Here is a 15,972-nt window from a genome sequence, read left to right as displayed (position 1 = left end):
ATCTAAAGAGGTGAGCCAATGGCAGTCGTAAAAGCCAGGGACCAAGATATTAATATGTTAGCAAGGTTGCTTCGAGCGGAAGCTGAGACCGAAGGCGAAATGGGCATGCTCCTTGTTGGAAATGTTGGTATTAACCGAATAAGAGCGAATTGCTCCGATTTTAAAGACATCCGGACAATTCCTCAAATGATCAACCAGCCACATGCATTTGAAGCATTGCAGCATGGTATGTACTATCAAAACGCAAGAGAGCGGGAACGTCGTCTGGCGCGACGGGCGGTGAATGGAGAGCGAAATTGGCCAGCCAAATTCTCTTTATGGTATTTCCGTCCCGGATCGTTCGAAAATCCCGGACCATGTCCGCCAACTTGGTATAATCAGCCGTTTGTAGGACGATGGAAGAAGCACTGTTTTTATGAGCCGACCGCGGAAGAATGTGAAGAAGTATATAATACGTATTAATTGTATAAACGAAAAGAGCTCAGGATCTCTTAACCTGACTTGTCACAGCAATATGTCGGTTGGCAAAACTTTATCTCATTAGGTGCCGCGTAAATCGCGGCTTCTTTGGGTTTAGCGGAATTAAATTGAAGCTTGCTTCCATTAGGGGTGGGAAGCAGGCTTCTCTTGTTAATTCCCTGTCATTTGGCTGGATGTATTCGTCCCTTGATGAATTTCGCGATAGTCTTTCTATGCGATCAGATCCGTTCAAGATGTTTTATTTAACTGTTATATCTCCAGATGTAGTTTGAAGTTGTACAGTAAATGAACCATCCCCCGTTTGCCCTTGTGTCTTCCGGTTACTTTGCTTACTATCCTCCAGCGGCATGGAAACAGATCGTTTTCCACTACCAGATTGCAAAATCCAGTTTACATTAGAGTCCTTGTCTTCCAAAGTTAATTGAACGTTGCCGCTTTTGACAGAAACATGAATGTCATTATTTATTTCTAAATAGTCAAGCAATACATTTCCGCTTTTCCCCTTTATATCGAGCTTTTGTGTATTCATGTTCTTTATCTTTACGTTTCCGGAAGAACCGTCCATCGTTACTTTTCCTTCATAATTGGCTGGAATACGGAGAGATAATTGTGGCATTTTTCCGATATTCACTATGTTCCTGAAATCACTCTTTAGCCGAATATTAAATTGTTCGTTCTCCTTATCAATAACAATTCCCGTTCCATTATTATTAAGCCAGGAAGCTTCAACTGACTCGATATCTGCTGATTCTACTTCTACTGTTGTGCTGCCATGGTCAATATAGATGTTATTAATTCCCTTAAGTGATACCGTTTGCATAGCCTCTTCATTAGCACCACAAGCACTTAGAAATAGTATTCCTACCAAAAGTAAACAAACGTAATATTTATTCATTTCCTCACCTCTTCATAATTATTAAGCTGATTGTATTAGGTTACGTAACGTCACTTGCAAGTAACATTTAAAAGAACACTTGTAAATAAACACTTGAAAGTGACGTTACGTCATTTTGTATAATGAAGCCAATGATAAAGACAAGGGGGATGTTAAAATGAAACAAGGAGATATCATTATTTATGCATGTGTCATTATTGGAGCAGGGATTGGACTTATGCTTGATCAAGCTTTTCCTGGTGTATTAGTCGGTCTAGGATTAGGATATTTAATTAAAATGGGTTTATTTAAAAACAAAGAAATTTAAATTCAATCATTAGAGGTGTCAGTGCTTGATTCACATAAAGGAAGTTGCGAAACAGACTAAAATTACGGTTAGAACGCTTAGGTACTACGATCAGATCGGATTACTAACAGTCTCCTCCAAAACCGATGGGGGGCATCGTCTATATACAGAAGAGGATTTGAAGCGGCTCCAGCAAATTCAATTTTTAAAAGGAATCGGCTGCAGCTTAAAAGATATTAAAGTAATGCTAACTGATCCTAATTGGAATTGGTCCAATAGTTTGAAGAGCCAACTGGTTTATATTATGGAAGAGCAAGATAAATTAAAGGGTATAGAGTCTTCTCTGCGGGAATTGATAAATGGGATGGCAGTAGAAGGTGGAGATGACTATCTTGCATTACAGAAACTTATTCGGTTATCAACTAATAATAAATCAAGGTTACAGAGCTATAGAGAGAGCATGTTTAATGATATGGAACTCGAGCTTTTGAAAAAGGTTCCCAAAATGAGGGGAGAAGATCCTGATTCTCTGGAGTGGATTGCTCTGTTAGGTCAGATAAAAAAACATATGAAGAATGATCCTGCGTCATTAAAAGTGCAAAACATAATAAGACGCATGCTGGAGAAGCAAATGGAAGACTTTAATGACGAAGATGAGTTTATCAATAAACTATGGGATATAAGAAAGTCTTCAATGCAATCTGAGAAGCTTGGACTTTATCCGATCGAACAGGAAGTTCTTGATTTTATGGAGCGAGCATACGAAATCTACATTTCTTCCCTTCACAAATCCACTACCTGCAAGGAGGAGAATCGTGGGTAATGAATTAATTCTTATAGTAGGGGGATTAGCCCTGTTAGATGCAATTAGTCCGGCAACTTTGGGGGTTACGGTTTATTTGCTTTTAACTGAAAGAGAGCGGTTAAACTCACGATTAATGATTTATTTATTGACAGTCGCAGGGGTTTATTTTGTGGTAGGCGTTTCTCTAATGTTAGGTCTAGATGCTATAATGGCTTCCTTTTCCTCTATCTTTCAAAATCGGATTGTTAGTTGGGTAATGCTGATTATCGGGGGGATATTGTTTATAGCAAGTTTTTATTATCCTAAAAGTAAAAACTCCGATTTGCCAAAGCCAAAGTCCAAAAGTATGGCATCTATGGTTGCACTCGGGTTCACGACATCATTGATTGAAGTGGGGGCAGCATTTCCTTATTTTGCTGCGATTGGTCTTATGACAACCTCAAATTTGGCAGTATTTCAGTGGCTGCCGATTTTAGCTGGCTATAATTTCATTATGGTGCTGCCGCCATTGATTGTGTTTACACTGCATTTATTATTGGGACGAGTGATGCAAAGTTCATTAGAACGCCTTCGAATCCGGCTTTCGAAGTATTCAGGATCTGCTATTTCATGGATCATGTGTATCGTTGGGCTGATTTTGATTTTTAATAGTTTGGATTATCTGTAAAGAGTATTAGAGTATGCAGCGTCATTTATTGAAGATATAAAGCGCTTACCTCATTTGATGGCGCTCTAATTCTATTTCATATGTATAAAGAATTCGCTGTTAGAATGATAACGTGAACCTTATCATAAGTAGGGGTAAGTTTTTGAAGAACCACGTGGAGGCTCTGGAAAGCTTAAGCTGGAGTCCAACCTTAGTTTGCCTGATGGAGCGATATTGCTTCAGTGTTTGCCTAATTATTAAAGGGAACATTTGTCTACTATGTCCATTTTTCTGTGCAAAAGTTGGGGTCACAAGAGGTAAGTTCAAATCTACTATAGAACGGAAGAGATGACGTGATCAAAAAGCTAACAATCATTATTGCATCATGTATTCTAAGCTTGACAATATTACTAGTTTCTATGCAAATACAAAGTGAGAAGGTATTTGCTAATGAGGGTGATGTACAGACCGCGAAATTAATTGTATTTGGAAAATATTATAAATCAGACATTCCAGTGATAAAGATGAACAATAAGCTATTATATCCAGTGTTTGAACTGTTACAATCTCAGGGCATTGCTAAGAAGAATATCAAATGGAATGATCAATCAAGAGTTCTTACAGCACTAAGGGGTAATTCCACTACGTATTCTTTCAAGCTCGAGAGCTCAGTCGTTAATAAAAATAGCAAGAACTATAAGGTAATGGATTCGCCTCTGAAAAAAAATAACGGTGTATTGTATGCTTCCGCAGAAGGAATTGCTGAATTATTCGGCAATAAGGCTTACTGGGAGCCTGCTTTGCAAGCAGCTATAATCAATCTGCCAAATAAGAAAAGCAAAGCAGAGTTGGGTAAAGACTTAGTTGCAGCGGTTCAAGTTGCTAATATGCCGTTAGTGCTCTCTCTTTTGGCAGATGGAGCAGATCCAAATATGGTATGGAACAAAAACTCACTGCTGCTCGGTGGTTTGATTCAAGATAATCTGGATGAAACAAATAAGTACAGCGAGATTGCTTTGGTACTCATTGCTCATGGTGCTGATGTAAATTACAGGAGCCCTAATACCTGGTACACAGCCTTGAATTATGCTATCGAGAACAATGAATACCAGGTTGCGGAGGAATTGTTAAAAAGAGGTGCAAACCCTAATATGACTTCGAATCCCATGAACACTTATGCTGAAACGCCGGTTCATTCTTTGGGGTCAATCGAGTTTGCAGGAACTGATCAGGAACGCGCCAGAATGTTGAAGCTGCTCAGTCAATATCACGCAGATCTTAATGCGTACGATCAGCATGGCAATACTCTTCTTAGCTGGTTGATCGCTTCTTATTCCTGGGAGGACCGGAAGTATCCGATCACTATCACAACAGCAGTTAAATTGGGAGCAAGAGAAGGAGTTGAGATGCTTCCAAACATAGACGATGTAGAGCTTGTGTTGGAACTTCAGGATTTGATGGCAAAGGGAGGACTTCAAGTGGATAAACAGGGCCAGTTACTGGATTCGATTCAATAAACATCTGGAATACATCCAAGCCGTTATATATAAATTCTTTCGGCGTCCGTCTAGCAGACACTGCTGAGTACATATAGAGTATTTATAGAGAATACCGGTATGCATTTGCTGGAATTACTGGGTAAACAAACGAAGGAAGCCGGCAAAATAATCAACAAGGGGGATTCAAAATGGTGTTTTGGAAGAAAGAAACGCAACTTGATCGAATAAATAACAAACTCGAAAAGGCCATGCACAAAGATATGGATTGCTTGGTGTTTGGAGCATCATCACACAAATACAGGGTTAATGAAAAGCTTACAGCAAAAGAGCTTGCGGACTGGCAAGCAAAAAATCAGGTCGCACTTCCAGAGCCTTATACGCAGTTTTTAACGAATGTTGGGAATGGGGGTGCCGGACCTTATTACGGGATTTATTCGATTGGAGAGGCAACTTCCCATATTGATAGTAGTGTACTTGCTACAAAATGCGTTCTGCACCCCGAAATGACAAAAGAGGAATGGAACCGTTTGACTTCCCCTCTGATCAGTGATGAGGACATCTCCGACCTGGAATACGAGGCCGTCCGTGATCAGGTGATGGGAGGCATGCTGTGCATTGGCACGCAAGGCTGCGAATACGATATGTATCTCGTAATTGAAGGAAAATACAGGGGGAGAATCGTTTACACTTCAGATTTTTATCCCGATCACCCCTTTTTCTTTGTCTATGAAGATAACTTTCTGGACTGGTATGAGCGCTGGCTGGACGAAATTATTTTGGATTATGATATCGGGTGGTTTGGCAGTAAAATGCCAGGCGATGAAAATACATTGATACAAGTTTATCAAAACGCTCCAAACGAAGAAATCAGATCAAAAGCGCTTGATGGCATGTTCAAGTTTAAGAAAATTTCGCAGCCAACCATTGATTTCTTAGGAAACGTTGCTGAGCGAGGACAAAATGATCGCACCCAAGCCATTCAGCTCATCTGCAAAACCTCTTTTGACGCGGGAAGAGTCTATCTTCTGGAACTGCTGCACTCGGATCAAAATGAGGATTTTTTACAAGCTTTAAGGATTCTGAACTGGTATGGTAAATCTTTTGATTTAGAAGAATTTATTATAGTGATAGTGCAAAGTCTGGACAGAGTTCATGAGTTGGAAACGTTACGTTATGTGGGGTATGTTTTGGAATCTTCAGGTGCAATTTCACTTCAAAAATTTAAGGCATTTTTGTGCCATGCTGACTCGAATATACAAACAACCGCAATCTATGCCACACGCGGTTGCAATGACAAATTGGAAAGCTGGGAGATCATTGAACAGATGTTAATGGGGGGCGATAAGGAGGTCATGAAAAGCTCTATTCTATATTGGGGCATGATCCCTCATGAGAAGTTATTGCCGTATTATAAGGCTGCATGGCCGGAATATAAAAGAAATGATAATTTCAGGGAGAAATTTATTGGTTATTTGAAAGATTTAAATTTGCCAGATGATTATTTTGACAAAGAATAATTTTGCTACTGATGTCCAGTCAATGCAGACACATGACCATAAAAGGGGACTTGAATTATCGTATTGGCTACACACTAATCAAAAAGGCCATCCCTCAAGTAGGTTGAACTACTTTTGGGACAGCCTCTCTTTGGCAAGGTCAGACCGCTAATCAAGCATCCTATTCCTGTTACAACTTAAACTGTCTTATTTTCCCTTGGAGTTCTTCTGCCATACTAGACAATACATTTGCAGAAGATGTAACCTCTTCCATAGAAGCCAACTGCTGCTCCGTTGCGGCAGCAATATTTTGTGTTCCACCTACCACCTCATTGGTGACATCCAGAATTCGAGTCATCGATGATAGAACCTCGGAAACACGAGATGTCATTTGTTCTTGAGCAGTGGACATAACTTGGATATTCAGCGACACCTCATCAACCGCACCGCGAATTTCATGGAACGATGATCCTGCTTGGTTCACCAAATGGAGTCCCTCTGTAACCTCTCTTGTACCATGCTCCATAGACTGGACAGCGTTTTGAATTCCTTCTTGGATACTCCCCACGTAGGATGTAATCTGTTGAGCTGAGTTGGAAGACTGTTCAGCTAACTTTCTCACTTCACCTGCAACCACAGCAAAACCACGTCCATGTTCTCCAGCACGGGCAGCTTCTATGGAAGCATTAAGGGCTAACAAATTCGTTTGATTAGCGATTGTATTGATGACCTCTACAATTCTTCCGATGTGAAGGGCATTATCGACTAAGAATTTCATAGACTCAGCGGATTGGTTTACTGTAAAATTGATAGAATTCATCTGTTTAACAACCATATCAATCGCTTGGTTTCCTTCTGTTGCAAGGTTTGTCGCAATAGCCACCTTATCTATGACCACGCGGGAGTTGGATTCGATTTGTCCTACTCTTGTCGAGATATCGTTTATAGCACGATTAGTTTGATCAATATTTCCCGCCTGTATTTCCGTTCCGGTCGCCAGGTCTTGGACGATTGTAGCCGTTTCCGTAGACGCCTTTGTTGAATCTTTGGCACTAACTGATAATTGTTCAGAGGAACACGCTACTTGTTCGACAGTCGTTTGTACTTGTTCCAAAATACTATGTAACGATCGGGCCATCTCATTGAAGCTCTCACTTAATTGTCCTAGTTCATCATTTGAATGGACAATCACTTTCTGTGTGAGGTCACCATTGCTGATCTTTCCAACACCACTAATTAATTCTTTGATAGGACGTAATAGCCTTTTTAGACCAAAAATTTGTATAATAATTCCAAAAGCTAAAAACAACAGGGAAGCAATCACTAAAGACCAAATCAAATTGTCTTGTTGTTCTGAAATTACGGATGCATTCACGTCAATCCCAAATACGGCAACGAGCTGTTGCTGTTGATCGAGGACTGGAACTAATACCGTGAGCCATGATCCAATATCATCCTTGTAAATAGGGGGAACTACTAGCGATTTCGTTTGATTCAATGTTTGGAATGCCTTAACCATATCAGTCGGCTGATCAAATAAATCTCCAGGTTTAAGTCCCACTTCTAATAAATGAGTAGGGTTAGATAAGACCCTTGTTTTTGTACCATCCACGACTTCCGGCTCGAATAGGAACCCCTGCGCTACATTAGCATTTCCATTTGACAATTCATCGAGTAAGGACATAAGTTTTTTCTGGATTGTTGAGTCTATTGAAGAACTTGTCTTCGCGCTCTTCAAGTCTTCTACTTCAAACCTATTCTTCCATAATGTTGCAACCCCTGTTGCCTGCTCCTCCAAACTGCCAATAAGCGCACGACTCATAATAACGTAACTAATCACTGACATGATCAGACAGGCTAGAACTATTCCCGAAATAGAGAATATCAAGTTCTTTGAAAAAAAGGTTAATGCTTTTTTCTTATTTACTTTCCCCATGTTCTCGACTCCCTTTCTTGATGTTTACTCCCTCTCTTGATGTTGGGTAATGTTCTACTAAATATAGTATTCAAGAAACGACATAAAAATCCTTTATTCCCCAGTCGGTCACGACGCGACAAGCTCCTATTTATTTTTTTGCTGGGTCTTTTGCAATGGCGAACACCATAATAGGCCGGTCGATCCAGATGTAGGAGGAATCCTCATTACGTTTCTGCTTGCATCTCCTTTGCTATTTTGTTATATTTGATATTAACAAAATGTTATTATTAAATAGTTACTAACTATAACCTGATTATTGAGGAACTATTTCGGAGAAATGTACGGCTAGAATAAATAAATAACAATGGGAGGTAAGGACGTTTGAACTTATTGGATCGCGATGGACTTACGGAACGTGAATTTTTTGAGCAGTATCGTGCCGGGGATTACGAGCGGCCATCTGTGGCGGCGGACGTGGTTATTTTCACGGTAACGAACACGGAGGCGGACAGCTACCGCAAGCTTCCGGAAAAAGAACTGCGAATTCTGCTTATTCGCCGCGGAGGTCACCCGTTCCTGGGCAGTTGGGCGCTGCCGGGCGGCTTCGTCCGGCCGACTGAGACGACGGAGCAGGCGGCGGTGAGGGAACTGCGCGAGGAGACTGGCGTGGATGATGTATATTTGGAGCAGTTGTACACCTTCAGCGATGTTGGTAGGGACCCCCGTACCTGGGTAATGAGCTGCAGTTACATGGCCTTAATTAACAGCGATCAGGTGCAGCTGAAAGCAGGGGATGACGCTGTTGGCGCAGCTTGGTTCAAGGTAACCTATCGGCTCCTGCGTGAACGTAAAGAGTTTATTGAGGATGGGTATGTAAAAACGATGGAATACGAGCTCAAGCTAAGCAGCGAAGAGGAAGAGCTTACCGCAGTTGTGGAACGGACGGTGACATCAAAGCCGACTTCGACATCAACAGCCTACTCCATCGTATCAAATCACGGATTGGCTTTTGATCATGCGAAGATTATCGCCCGTGCTATGGAGCGACTGCGGGGAAAAGTGAATTATACCGACATTGCGCTGCATTTGATGCCGCACCTCTTTACTTTGACGGAGCTGCAGCAGGTTTACGAGGTGATCTTGGATAAAGAGCTGCTGAAGGCTGCCTTCCGGCGTAAAGTGGCGTATCTCGTGGCGGAGACCGATCATTATACTGAAAATGCGGGACACCGTCCTTCCCGCTTGTTTCGGAGAAATTTGGAGGAATATTGATGATATACAATATCGAACAGTTGAGAAAAGCATATATTGCGGGTAACACGTTCAAGTTTGTGTTCTTCTGGGGCCATACACCACCAAAAGACGGCGGGGTCGACAAAAGCTGTTTCAGCCAATGGTGGATGAGTCCTTTTATGGTAGAGGGATACGAGTATTCCTGTGTCGAGCAGTTTATGATGGCCGAGAAAGCAAGACTTTTTGGAGATGGCGAAATGTTAGACGCAATTCTTAAAGCGAAGTATCCTAAGGAGATGAAAGCCTACGGGCGTGCAGTTAGAGACTTCGATAATGACACTTGGGACAACGAATGCTATGGCATCGTGAAAAGAGGCAATTTGGCCAAATTTTCGCAGGATCCTAAGCTTGGAGACTATCTCAAATCAACGAAAAACCGCATTCTCGTCGAAGCCAGCCCACGGGATCGCATTTGGGGGATCGGGATGGGGAAGTCCAATCCGGATGTGGAGAACCCTATAAAATGGCGTGGTAGGAACCTGCTCGGATTTGTGCTGACTGAAGTGAGGGACGAATTGCTGCGAGCTTAACATCTACCGGACTAGTTATTGATGAAAGAAGAGGGAATGAAATGAAACGAAAAGAAATTGCCGAGGAAACATTACGAATACAGCGGCAGGGCTTCTATGAATATAAGGGGCGGCAGGTAGATTTCGCTACTGCGCAAAAGCATTCCGAGGAAAATAGCGAGCTGATTGCACCTGAACATGGAGAGACACTGGTACGGGCAATCGTCGAGATGCCTAAGCTGCCGCAAGAAGCTGCTTATTTTGTCGCCAACGAGACCACAGTAAAAGCGATATTAGATTCTGCGGAGACAGGGAAAGAGCGAGTCGGCGTGTTAAACTTTGCTAGCGCGAAAAATCCCGGAGGGGGATTTTTAAACGGGGCGATGGCGCAGGAAGAAAGCTTGGCGGCATCCAGCGGATTATATGAAACGCAGCTGCGCAATGAACGTTATTATATGGCGAATCGGGCCTGGAAATCGATGATGTATACGAATCACGCCATCTATTCACCAGACGTAGTGTTTTTCCGTGACCAGCGGTTCGACCTTATAGAGCGGCCGGTGACAGCTTCAGTATTGACTCTGCCTGCCGTGAATTATGGACAGGTTCTGCTTAAGGGAGAGGATCCCCAAACAGCGGACTGTATGATGAAAGACCGGATGCGACTGGCTTTAGCGATATTCGCCCAAAAAGGCGATATGAACCTCATCTTGGGTGCTTACGGCTGCGGTGTTTTTCGGAATGACCCCGTGAAGGTAGCAGGGTGGTGGCGGGAGCTGCTGGAGGATGAGGGCTTGGGACTCCTGTTTTCGGAAATTTGTTTTGCGGTATGGGACACTTCCAAAGAGGGTAAGTGCATTCGGGCTTTTGAAAAGGAGTTCAATGGGCATAGAGGGTGAATCAAAATGAGCTTTATCGATGCTTGGGAACAATTAATAGCAGAGCAGGAGCAAGAGCGTGACCGGCTTCGAGTCAATCAAATCACCATACGGGCCGACTATAAGAAAAAGAGCAAAAGCAATGTTTATCAAAAGGAAAAAGTCATCGAATATGGCTTTGTAGAACGAGATTTGGATGATGAGAGTTTATATGGCAGGTTTGAACTCTATTTCGCCGATCGCGACACTCTTCTCCAGGATAATCGGTTTGGAGATGAAACTGTTTTTGGTGAGCTTACAGATGTACACGCAGTTGCAATGGCAATCTTCTCCTATTTGGCGGAACGTTACCCCCATTTTTTGGAGGAAACTCCCTTTGCTATCAGCTATAACCCTATTGCAGAAGCTTGGATTATTGAAGGAACTCTTCCTCCGGGATGTTATGGCGGTGTTATTTATATTGCTCTTGCAAAAGAAAATGGAAGGTTACTTATGATGTATGGAACAAGATAGATTGCCAAAAAATAAACGGATTTCAATATTTTGATCGATCTCACGTTAAACGGTCTAATTTTAAATATGGTGCAAAGTAAGTACCAGGCTATTGTTATTTGGCACATGATGCGAATAAGACGCAGTGCGAGAAATCGGAGTATAGGGAGATACCATGGAATACATAAAAGAGGTATTTGCACAATACGATAGACAATATATACGGGTTTATCAGGCTTATAATCCAGTAATTGCAAAAGAAGCAGTTGCCTTACAGACTTTTGGTGAAAACTTTAATCTTAATCGTATGACATGGATAAAACCGTCTTTTTTGTGGATGATGTATCGGTCAAATTGGGGAACAAAGAAAAATCAGGAATGCATTTTGGCTGTGGATGTTTATATAGAAAAATTTGATGATTTGTTGAGGAAAGCGGTGCTAACTTCACCAGATTCAACGATTTACAAAGGATCAACTCAATGGGAAAAAGCATTTGAGGACACAACAGTTTATTGTCAATGGGATCCCGATAGAAATGTGAATAGCAATTCCATAAATCGTGCAGCCATTCAAATTGGTCTAAAAGGAACCACTCTAAAAGAGTTATTGACAGATGGCATTTACCGTATTGAAGATTTGACACCGCTTGTGAAGAAATGGAATGTACAGCGAAAGCAGGGAAAACTAAACTCTAAAAATTTACCAATAGAAAAAATTTATCCTATTAAAAACAACGAAATTAGAAGGAGGTTGGATATGTGATAACAAACTAAATTCAATTAGTCGGTTCGTCATTACCATTCACCAACCCAAATTGGGTTGAAATGAGAATACCCCATTTCCATTAGTAAATTCCATGCATTATTTAAAATATGAGGCTGTCCTTTTGTAAATAATTCTTTTCTTTGTTTCATTAGATATGAAATTATCTCAGCTATATGTTTTGGCTTGCACAGGTGTATGTCTGCTTCTAAACCATTAATTTGTGCTGTAATATTGTAAAAAGCCCAAGATGTAAAGGGATCTTCATCTGGTGGTTTTGATTCGAAAATAAGTGTGACTTTGATATTTTTGTTTTCCCTTGGAGAAATATTTAATGTAAAAGTTTTCCCAGCTGTATACCAATAAACAAATGCTTGGCTATCAATGGTAATGTTTCTTAATTGACTCTTCATAAATTGTCCACCCCAATATAATTGCGCTGCATTATGATTATAAAATAGACTTCGAATCGACCACCTACAAGTAAATGATTGCGGGGTAAGGAATTTTGCAGCTTCATTCAATATAGCTGAATCACCCTAAGAGCTCCCCATTAACCACAATTCGGTTGATGCCGTTGGACTTGGCCAGATACATCGATTGGTCCGCCGCGCGAATGAGATCAAGTTCCGTCGTGCCCTCTGCCCATAGCGTACAGCCGACGCTGGTCGACATCGGTAGTTGAAGCTCCTTAATCCGCATCGGTGCTTCTAGTTGCTCGATCAAACGCTTGGCAACCCGCATTAAGCCGTCGTAGTCGTTCTGCAGCCATGCCGCCACCACGAACTCATCACCGCCTACGCGTGCGATCAGATCGGATTCGCGAACTGCTTTCTTAATGCGATTTGCGAATTCTACAAGCACGAGATCGCCGACTTCGTGGCCGTAAGTATCGTTACATTGCTTAAACTTATTCAAATCGAGGTAGAGCACCCCCAATGAGCCCTCTTCTCGACTGGCCCGATTAATCCAGTCTTGGATTCGATGGCTAAAGCCTCTACGATTCAGTAATCCCGTCAGAATGTCGCGCTCTGTCAATTGAATAAGCTCACACTCTAGTTTTTCGCGTCTTTCAATTTCGGCTCTTAATTGAACCAATAATTGCTCGTAATCGTTCAGAATCCGAATTTTGTCATCGTAGTTGATTTGCTTGCCTAGCTCCGAGCCCAGGGCAAGCGATAACAACTGCAGCGTCTCGATATCGCGGCTGGAGAAAGCATCGGGACGATCGGAGATGACTTTTAACACGCCGACGGCGTTGCTAGATTCGAACAGGGGAACGCAAACCATGCTTCGCGCACCGACTTTCATCGTTGCTTCCTTGTTGACGCGAACGTCCTGCTGCGTATCCGGCGAATACAAGATTTCCTTTTCCGTCACGCACAAACCCGACAAACTGCCGTTCTTATTTAATCGAATTCCGAGATGAGGCTGCAAGGTGCCGCTGACGGCAGCATAAACCATTTCATCGCCCGCCAGCATCTCAATGGTAGAACCATCGGCATCGGTTAATAGGCACATCCGATCGCAGATCGTCTGCATAAACAGCTTCAAATCAAAGTTAGATAGCAGCATCTGCTGTTGGACTTCCATTATGACATTAAGGTGGCTTTTCTCAAGCATCATCCCAATTCCTCCATGCTTTGCATAGTAATCTGTAGGTCATTATTAGGTAATATGCTAGCACCTTTAATCAGGTTTGTCAGCAGAGCTCCGAACTTGGGGGATAGTAGGGGGCGTTGCATCTTTTGCATTTCTTCCGAAAGGGGTTCCATTATATTAGTTACACGTTTGCAGACGGGAAAATTGTAAATAGCGGTAGGATGGAGGAGTTTGAATGGCAATGTATACGTCAAACGGCATACCCATTTATTATGAAACTGAAGGAAATGGACTTCCTTTGATCGGTATTCAAGGTAAGGACAGCAATCTAAATTGGTGGCATCCGGCAACGAGGAGCGCGCTGGCGGACAACTACCGCTTCATTATGCTGGACAATCGGGGTTCGGGACGCAGCGGCCATCCGGCGGAGGAGTATGGGATTGCGGACATGGCCACAGATGTTGTGGGGTTAATGGATGAGCTACAAATAGAGAAAGCCTACGTACTCGGCCAATCGATGGGGGGAATGATTGCTCAAGAGGTCGCGCTTCAGAACCCAGATCGCGTGGAAAAGCTGGTGCTGGTTTGCACCACTTCTGGCGTATCGCGCGCTGCGCTTTCTTCGCAGATGCTTGAGCTAATTAGTGGGAAATTTGTCCTTTCATCGCCCAGGGATTCGCTACATCTCTTATTTCCGGAGTGGTTCATTCGAGATAACCCGGCATTAATGGAACAATTGACTAAGCTCATGCAGTGTTATCCCATCGATCAGCGGACCGCATCCATTCATAACGCTGCCTATCAAAGCTTCGATTCCTACGATCGTTTGCCAGCCATCTCCGTTCCAACGCTGGTCATTCACGGGGAAGCGGACTGGATTTTCACCTCCGCTCACGCAGAGATTTTGGCTCAACGCATCCCGGATGCCCAGCTCTTAATGGTGCCGGGAGCTGGACATGGAGTATTTTTGCAGGCGCATGAGCGGATCATCGAGCGATTGGCTCGTTTTCTGACTGCGTAGAAGGGACTGTCACAGATTGTTCTTCCGGCATGAGCATATTCCAAATGCAAAGCAAAGAACCTCAAGTCCCACCAAGTTGGGATGAGGTTCTTTTTTATAAGTGCAATTACGGCTTGATCATAGCGCGTAGATTAGGTATAGAAGGTTGGCGGGCTATGTGCCGCTAGCGGAACACACATGTTCTTCTTATTTTGCCAAGCTGGCAGCTGATTGTTTTTCTTTCCACATGATCGTAAAGATAAGACCAATAAACATAATAACAGCAGCAAAGAGATACGGATAGTTGATGTTGACATCAAACAGTATACCGCCTAACGAGGGCCCTACGATATTGCCCAAGCTTGTATAGGTGGAGTTCATTCCAGCGACAAAGCCTTGTTCTTTTTCAGCTGTTTTAGATAAATAGGTCGTTAACGCGGGACGCAGCAAGTCAAATGCCAGAAAGATGAAGCTAGTTACTAGCAAAATGGCTAAATAACCTGAGATCATAGTGGATACTACCGCCAATACGACGCCAGCAACAAGGCAGATCTGGATGAGCTTCTTCTCACCGAGTTTTTCAACCATTTTACCAAACAAAAAGACCTGAACGACAACCCCAAAGATCGAACTTATTGTAATGATGGTCGCAATATCCCTTGGAGTGAAACCAAATTTATGATCTGAGAACAGACTAAATACGGTTTCGTATGCTGATAAACCAAAGGCCAGTACAAACACAATAATAAAGGCAATTAAGTATTGTGGCTGAATGGATCGTTTCAGATCTGTTACAAAGCTGGTATCTTTTTTGAGCAGACTGATTTCCTTAAGCTCCTGTTTGGATAGGGGCTCTTTTAAAATAAATACGGATGAAATACATGTAATTAAGGCGAAGCCAGCAGCAAAGTAGAATGGGGCACGCACCCCTAGCTCAGCAATAAAACCTCCGATACCGGGGCCAATAATAAAACCGATACTAATAGCAGCGGAAATATAACCCATGGCTTTAGGTCTTTCTTCTACTGAGGTAATATCTGCAACAAAAGCAGTTACGCCCGGCATAATAAATGCACCACTGATGCCACCTAAAATTCTAGATAAATAAAGAACGGATACGTGTGTACCTAATCCAAAGATCACCTCTGATATACTGAAGAGGAATAAGCCGATTACGATCATTTTTTTTCTGCCAAACGTGTCAATCCATCGTCCTGCAAGGGGAGACATGAGTAATTGTGCAAACGCAAAAGCCGCCATAAGATATCCCATTGATTGGCCTGATAAATGCATAAGATTCATAAAGGATGGCATAACAGGGACGATAAGTCCTACACCTAGAAAAACAATGAATATATTACTTAGCAAAATGAGTAGGACTGTTTTTTGTTCTTTTAATGGTTTCTTCAT

The 15,972-nt window shown here is 42.4% G+C and carries 17 protein-coding genes; 12 read left to right on the top strand and 5 right to left on the bottom strand.

What is annotated here, in order from left to right:
- The first annotated feature begins 18 nt into the window (after nt 1–18).
- On the top strand, nt 19–462 hold the full coding sequence (locus MH117_RS12965) for a cell wall hydrolase (protein ID WP_239329134.1): 444 nt from the start codon (nt 19–21) through the stop codon (nt 460–462).
- A 256-nt stretch (nt 463–718) separates the two neighbouring features.
- On the opposite strand, the gene MH117_RS12960 is transcribed toward MH117_RS12965, so the two are convergent.
- Complete coding sequence (locus MH117_RS12960; protein ID WP_239329133.1) at nt 719–1,375, bottom strand: DUF4097 family beta strand repeat-containing protein; 657 nt, start codon at nt 1,373–1,375, stop codon at nt 719–721.
- A gap of 157 nt (nt 1,376–1,532) precedes the next feature.
- Between MH117_RS12960 and MH117_RS12955 the strand changes: the two genes are divergently transcribed.
- From MH117_RS12955 to MH117_RS12935, 5 genes are all read left to right on the top strand, one after another.
- Nucleotides 1,533–1,682, top strand: a complete 150-nt coding sequence (locus MH117_RS12955; protein WP_239329131.1) for a hypothetical protein — start codon at nt 1,533–1,535, stop codon at nt 1,680–1,682.
- A 25-nt stretch (nt 1,683–1,707) separates the two neighbouring features.
- Nucleotides 1,708–2,484 (top strand): MerR family transcriptional regulator, encoded by a 777-nt coding sequence (locus MH117_RS12950; protein ID WP_239329130.1) that lies wholly within the window; start codon nt 1,708–1,710, stop codon nt 2,482–2,484.
- Nucleotides 2,477–3,133, top strand: a complete 657-nt coding sequence (locus MH117_RS12945) for a GAP family protein (protein WP_239329129.1) — start codon at nt 2,477–2,479, stop codon at nt 3,131–3,133. The genes MH117_RS12950 and MH117_RS12945 overlap by 8 nt, the downstream gene beginning before the upstream one ends.
- A 398-nt stretch (nt 3,134–3,531) precedes the next feature.
- Nucleotides 3,532–4,629, top strand: a complete 1,098-nt coding sequence (locus tag MH117_RS12940) for a stalk domain-containing protein (RefSeq protein ID WP_239329128.1) — start codon at nt 3,532–3,534, stop codon at nt 4,627–4,629.
- A 170-nt stretch (nt 4,630–4,799) separates the two neighbouring features.
- Nucleotides 4,800–6,128: an SMI1/KNR4 family protein gene (locus MH117_RS12935; protein ID WP_239329127.1), complete on the top strand. Its 1,329-nt coding sequence runs from the start codon at nt 4,800–4,802 to the stop codon at nt 6,126–6,128.
- 169 nt (nt 6,129–6,297) lie between these two features.
- Here MH117_RS12935 and MH117_RS12930 read toward each other — a convergent pair whose 3' ends face one another.
- Nucleotides 6,298–8,043, bottom strand: coding sequence for a methyl-accepting chemotaxis protein (locus MH117_RS12930; RefSeq protein WP_239329126.1), 1,746 nt, complete (start codon nt 8,041–8,043; stop codon nt 6,298–6,300).
- Between the two features lie 363 nt (nt 8,044–8,406).
- Here MH117_RS12930 and MH117_RS12925 point away from each other — a divergent pair, with 363 nt between their 5' ends.
- From MH117_RS12925 to MH117_RS12905, 5 genes are all read left to right on the top strand, one after another.
- Nucleotides 8,407–9,297, top strand: a complete 891-nt coding sequence (locus tag MH117_RS12925) for an NUDIX domain-containing protein (RefSeq protein ID WP_239329125.1) — start codon at nt 8,407–8,409, stop codon at nt 9,295–9,297.
- Nucleotides 9,297–9,848 (top strand): NADAR family protein, encoded by a 552-nt coding sequence (locus tag MH117_RS12920; RefSeq protein ID WP_239329124.1) that lies wholly within the window; start codon nt 9,297–9,299, stop codon nt 9,846–9,848. Before MH117_RS12925 ends, MH117_RS12920 begins: the two co-directional genes overlap by 1 nt.
- A 41-nt stretch (nt 9,849–9,889) precedes the next feature.
- Nucleotides 9,890–10,726 carry a TIGR02452 family protein gene (locus tag MH117_RS12915; RefSeq protein WP_239329123.1) on the top strand — a complete coding sequence of 279 codons (837 nt, stop codon included), beginning with the start codon at nt 9,890–9,892 and terminating at the stop codon, nt 10,724–10,726.
- 6 nt (nt 10,727–10,732) lie between these two features.
- Nucleotides 10,733–11,218, top strand: a complete 486-nt coding sequence (locus MH117_RS12910) for an NTF2 fold immunity protein (RefSeq protein WP_239329122.1) — start codon at nt 10,733–10,735, stop codon at nt 11,216–11,218.
- 154 nt (nt 11,219–11,372) lie between these two features.
- Nucleotides 11,373–11,960, top strand: coding sequence for a DUF4291 family protein (locus MH117_RS12905; protein ID WP_239329121.1), 588 nt, complete (start codon nt 11,373–11,375; stop codon nt 11,958–11,960).
- 32 nt (nt 11,961–11,992) lie between these two features.
- On the opposite strand, the gene MH117_RS12900 is transcribed toward MH117_RS12905, so the two are convergent.
- Nucleotides 11,993–12,373 carry a hypothetical protein gene (locus MH117_RS12900; RefSeq protein ID WP_239329120.1) on the bottom strand — a complete coding sequence of 127 codons (381 nt, stop codon included), beginning with the start codon at nt 12,371–12,373 and terminating at the stop codon, nt 11,993–11,995.
- A gap of 121 nt (nt 12,374–12,494) precedes the next feature.
- Nucleotides 12,495–13,586 (bottom strand): sensor domain-containing diguanylate cyclase, encoded by a 1,092-nt coding sequence (locus MH117_RS12895; RefSeq protein WP_239329119.1) that lies wholly within the window; start codon nt 13,584–13,586, stop codon nt 12,495–12,497.
- A 211-nt stretch (nt 13,587–13,797) separates the two neighbouring features.
- Here MH117_RS12895 and MH117_RS12890 point away from each other — a divergent pair, with 211 nt between their 5' ends.
- A complete protein-coding gene (locus MH117_RS12890) occupies nt 13,798–14,583 on the top strand; it encodes an alpha/beta fold hydrolase (RefSeq protein WP_239329118.1) in 786 nt (261 codons plus the stop codon).
- Between the two features lie 186 nt (nt 14,584–14,769).
- Here MH117_RS12890 and MH117_RS12885 read toward each other — a convergent pair whose 3' ends face one another.
- The gene (locus MH117_RS12885) at nt 14,770–15,972 is read right to left on the bottom strand and encodes an MFS transporter (protein WP_239329117.1); all 1,203 of its coding nucleotides are present in this window, start codon (nt 15,970–15,972) and stop codon (nt 14,770–14,772) included.

Origin of the sequence: Paenibacillus sp. ACRRX (genome assembly GCF_022346885.1) — a bacterium.
Classification (GTDB): domain Bacteria; phylum Bacillota; class Bacilli; order Paenibacillales; family Paenibacillaceae; genus Paenibacillus_B.
The sequence above is the reverse complement of the archived record's forward strand: the minus strand, read 5'-3'. Positions and strand labels throughout refer to the sequence as shown.

Coding starts and splice junctions, on each gene's coding strand:
- MH117_RS12935 (WP_239329127.1), top strand. CDS start 4,800: ATGGTGTTTTGGAAGAAAGAAACGCAACTTGATCGAATAAATAACAAA.
- MH117_RS12910 (WP_239329122.1), top strand. CDS start 10,733: ATGAGCTTTATCGATGCTTGGGAACAATTAATAGCAGAGCAGGAGCAA.
- MH117_RS12905 (WP_239329121.1), top strand. CDS start 11,373: ATGGAATACATAAAAGAGGTATTTGCACAATACGATAGACAATATATA.
- MH117_RS12965 (WP_239329134.1), top strand. CDS start 19: ATGGCAGTCGTAAAAGCCAGGGACCAAGATATTAATATGTTAGCAAGG.
- MH117_RS12895 (WP_239329119.1), bottom strand. CDS start 13,586: ATGATGCTTGAGAAAAGCCACCTTAATGTCATAATGGAAGTCCAACAG.
- MH117_RS12940 (WP_239329128.1), top strand. CDS start 3,532: ATGCAAATACAAAGTGAGAAGGTATTTGCTAATGAGGGTGATGTACAG.
- MH117_RS12955 (WP_239329131.1), top strand. CDS start 1,533: ATGAAACAAGGAGATATCATTATTTATGCATGTGTCATTATTGGAGCA.
- MH117_RS12920 (WP_239329124.1), top strand. CDS start 9,297: ATGATATACAATATCGAACAGTTGAGAAAAGCATATATTGCGGGTAAC.
- MH117_RS12890 (WP_239329118.1), top strand. CDS start 13,798: ATGGCAATGTATACGTCAAACGGCATACCCATTTATTATGAAACTGAA.
- MH117_RS12930 (WP_239329126.1), bottom strand. CDS start 8,043: ATGGGGAAAGTAAATAAGAAAAAAGCATTAACCTTTTTTTCAAAGAAC.
- MH117_RS12915 (WP_239329123.1), top strand. CDS start 9,890: ATGAAACGAAAAGAAATTGCCGAGGAAACATTACGAATACAGCGGCAG.
- MH117_RS12885 (WP_239329117.1), bottom strand. CDS start 15,972: ATGAAGAAACCATTAAAAGAACAAAAAACAGTCCTACTCATTTTGCTA.
- MH117_RS12900 (WP_239329120.1), bottom strand. CDS start 12,373: ATGAAGAGTCAATTAAGAAACATTACCATTGATAGCCAAGCATTTGTT.
- MH117_RS12960 (WP_239329133.1), bottom strand. CDS start 1,375: ATGAATAAATATTACGTTTGTTTACTTTTGGTAGGAATACTATTTCTA.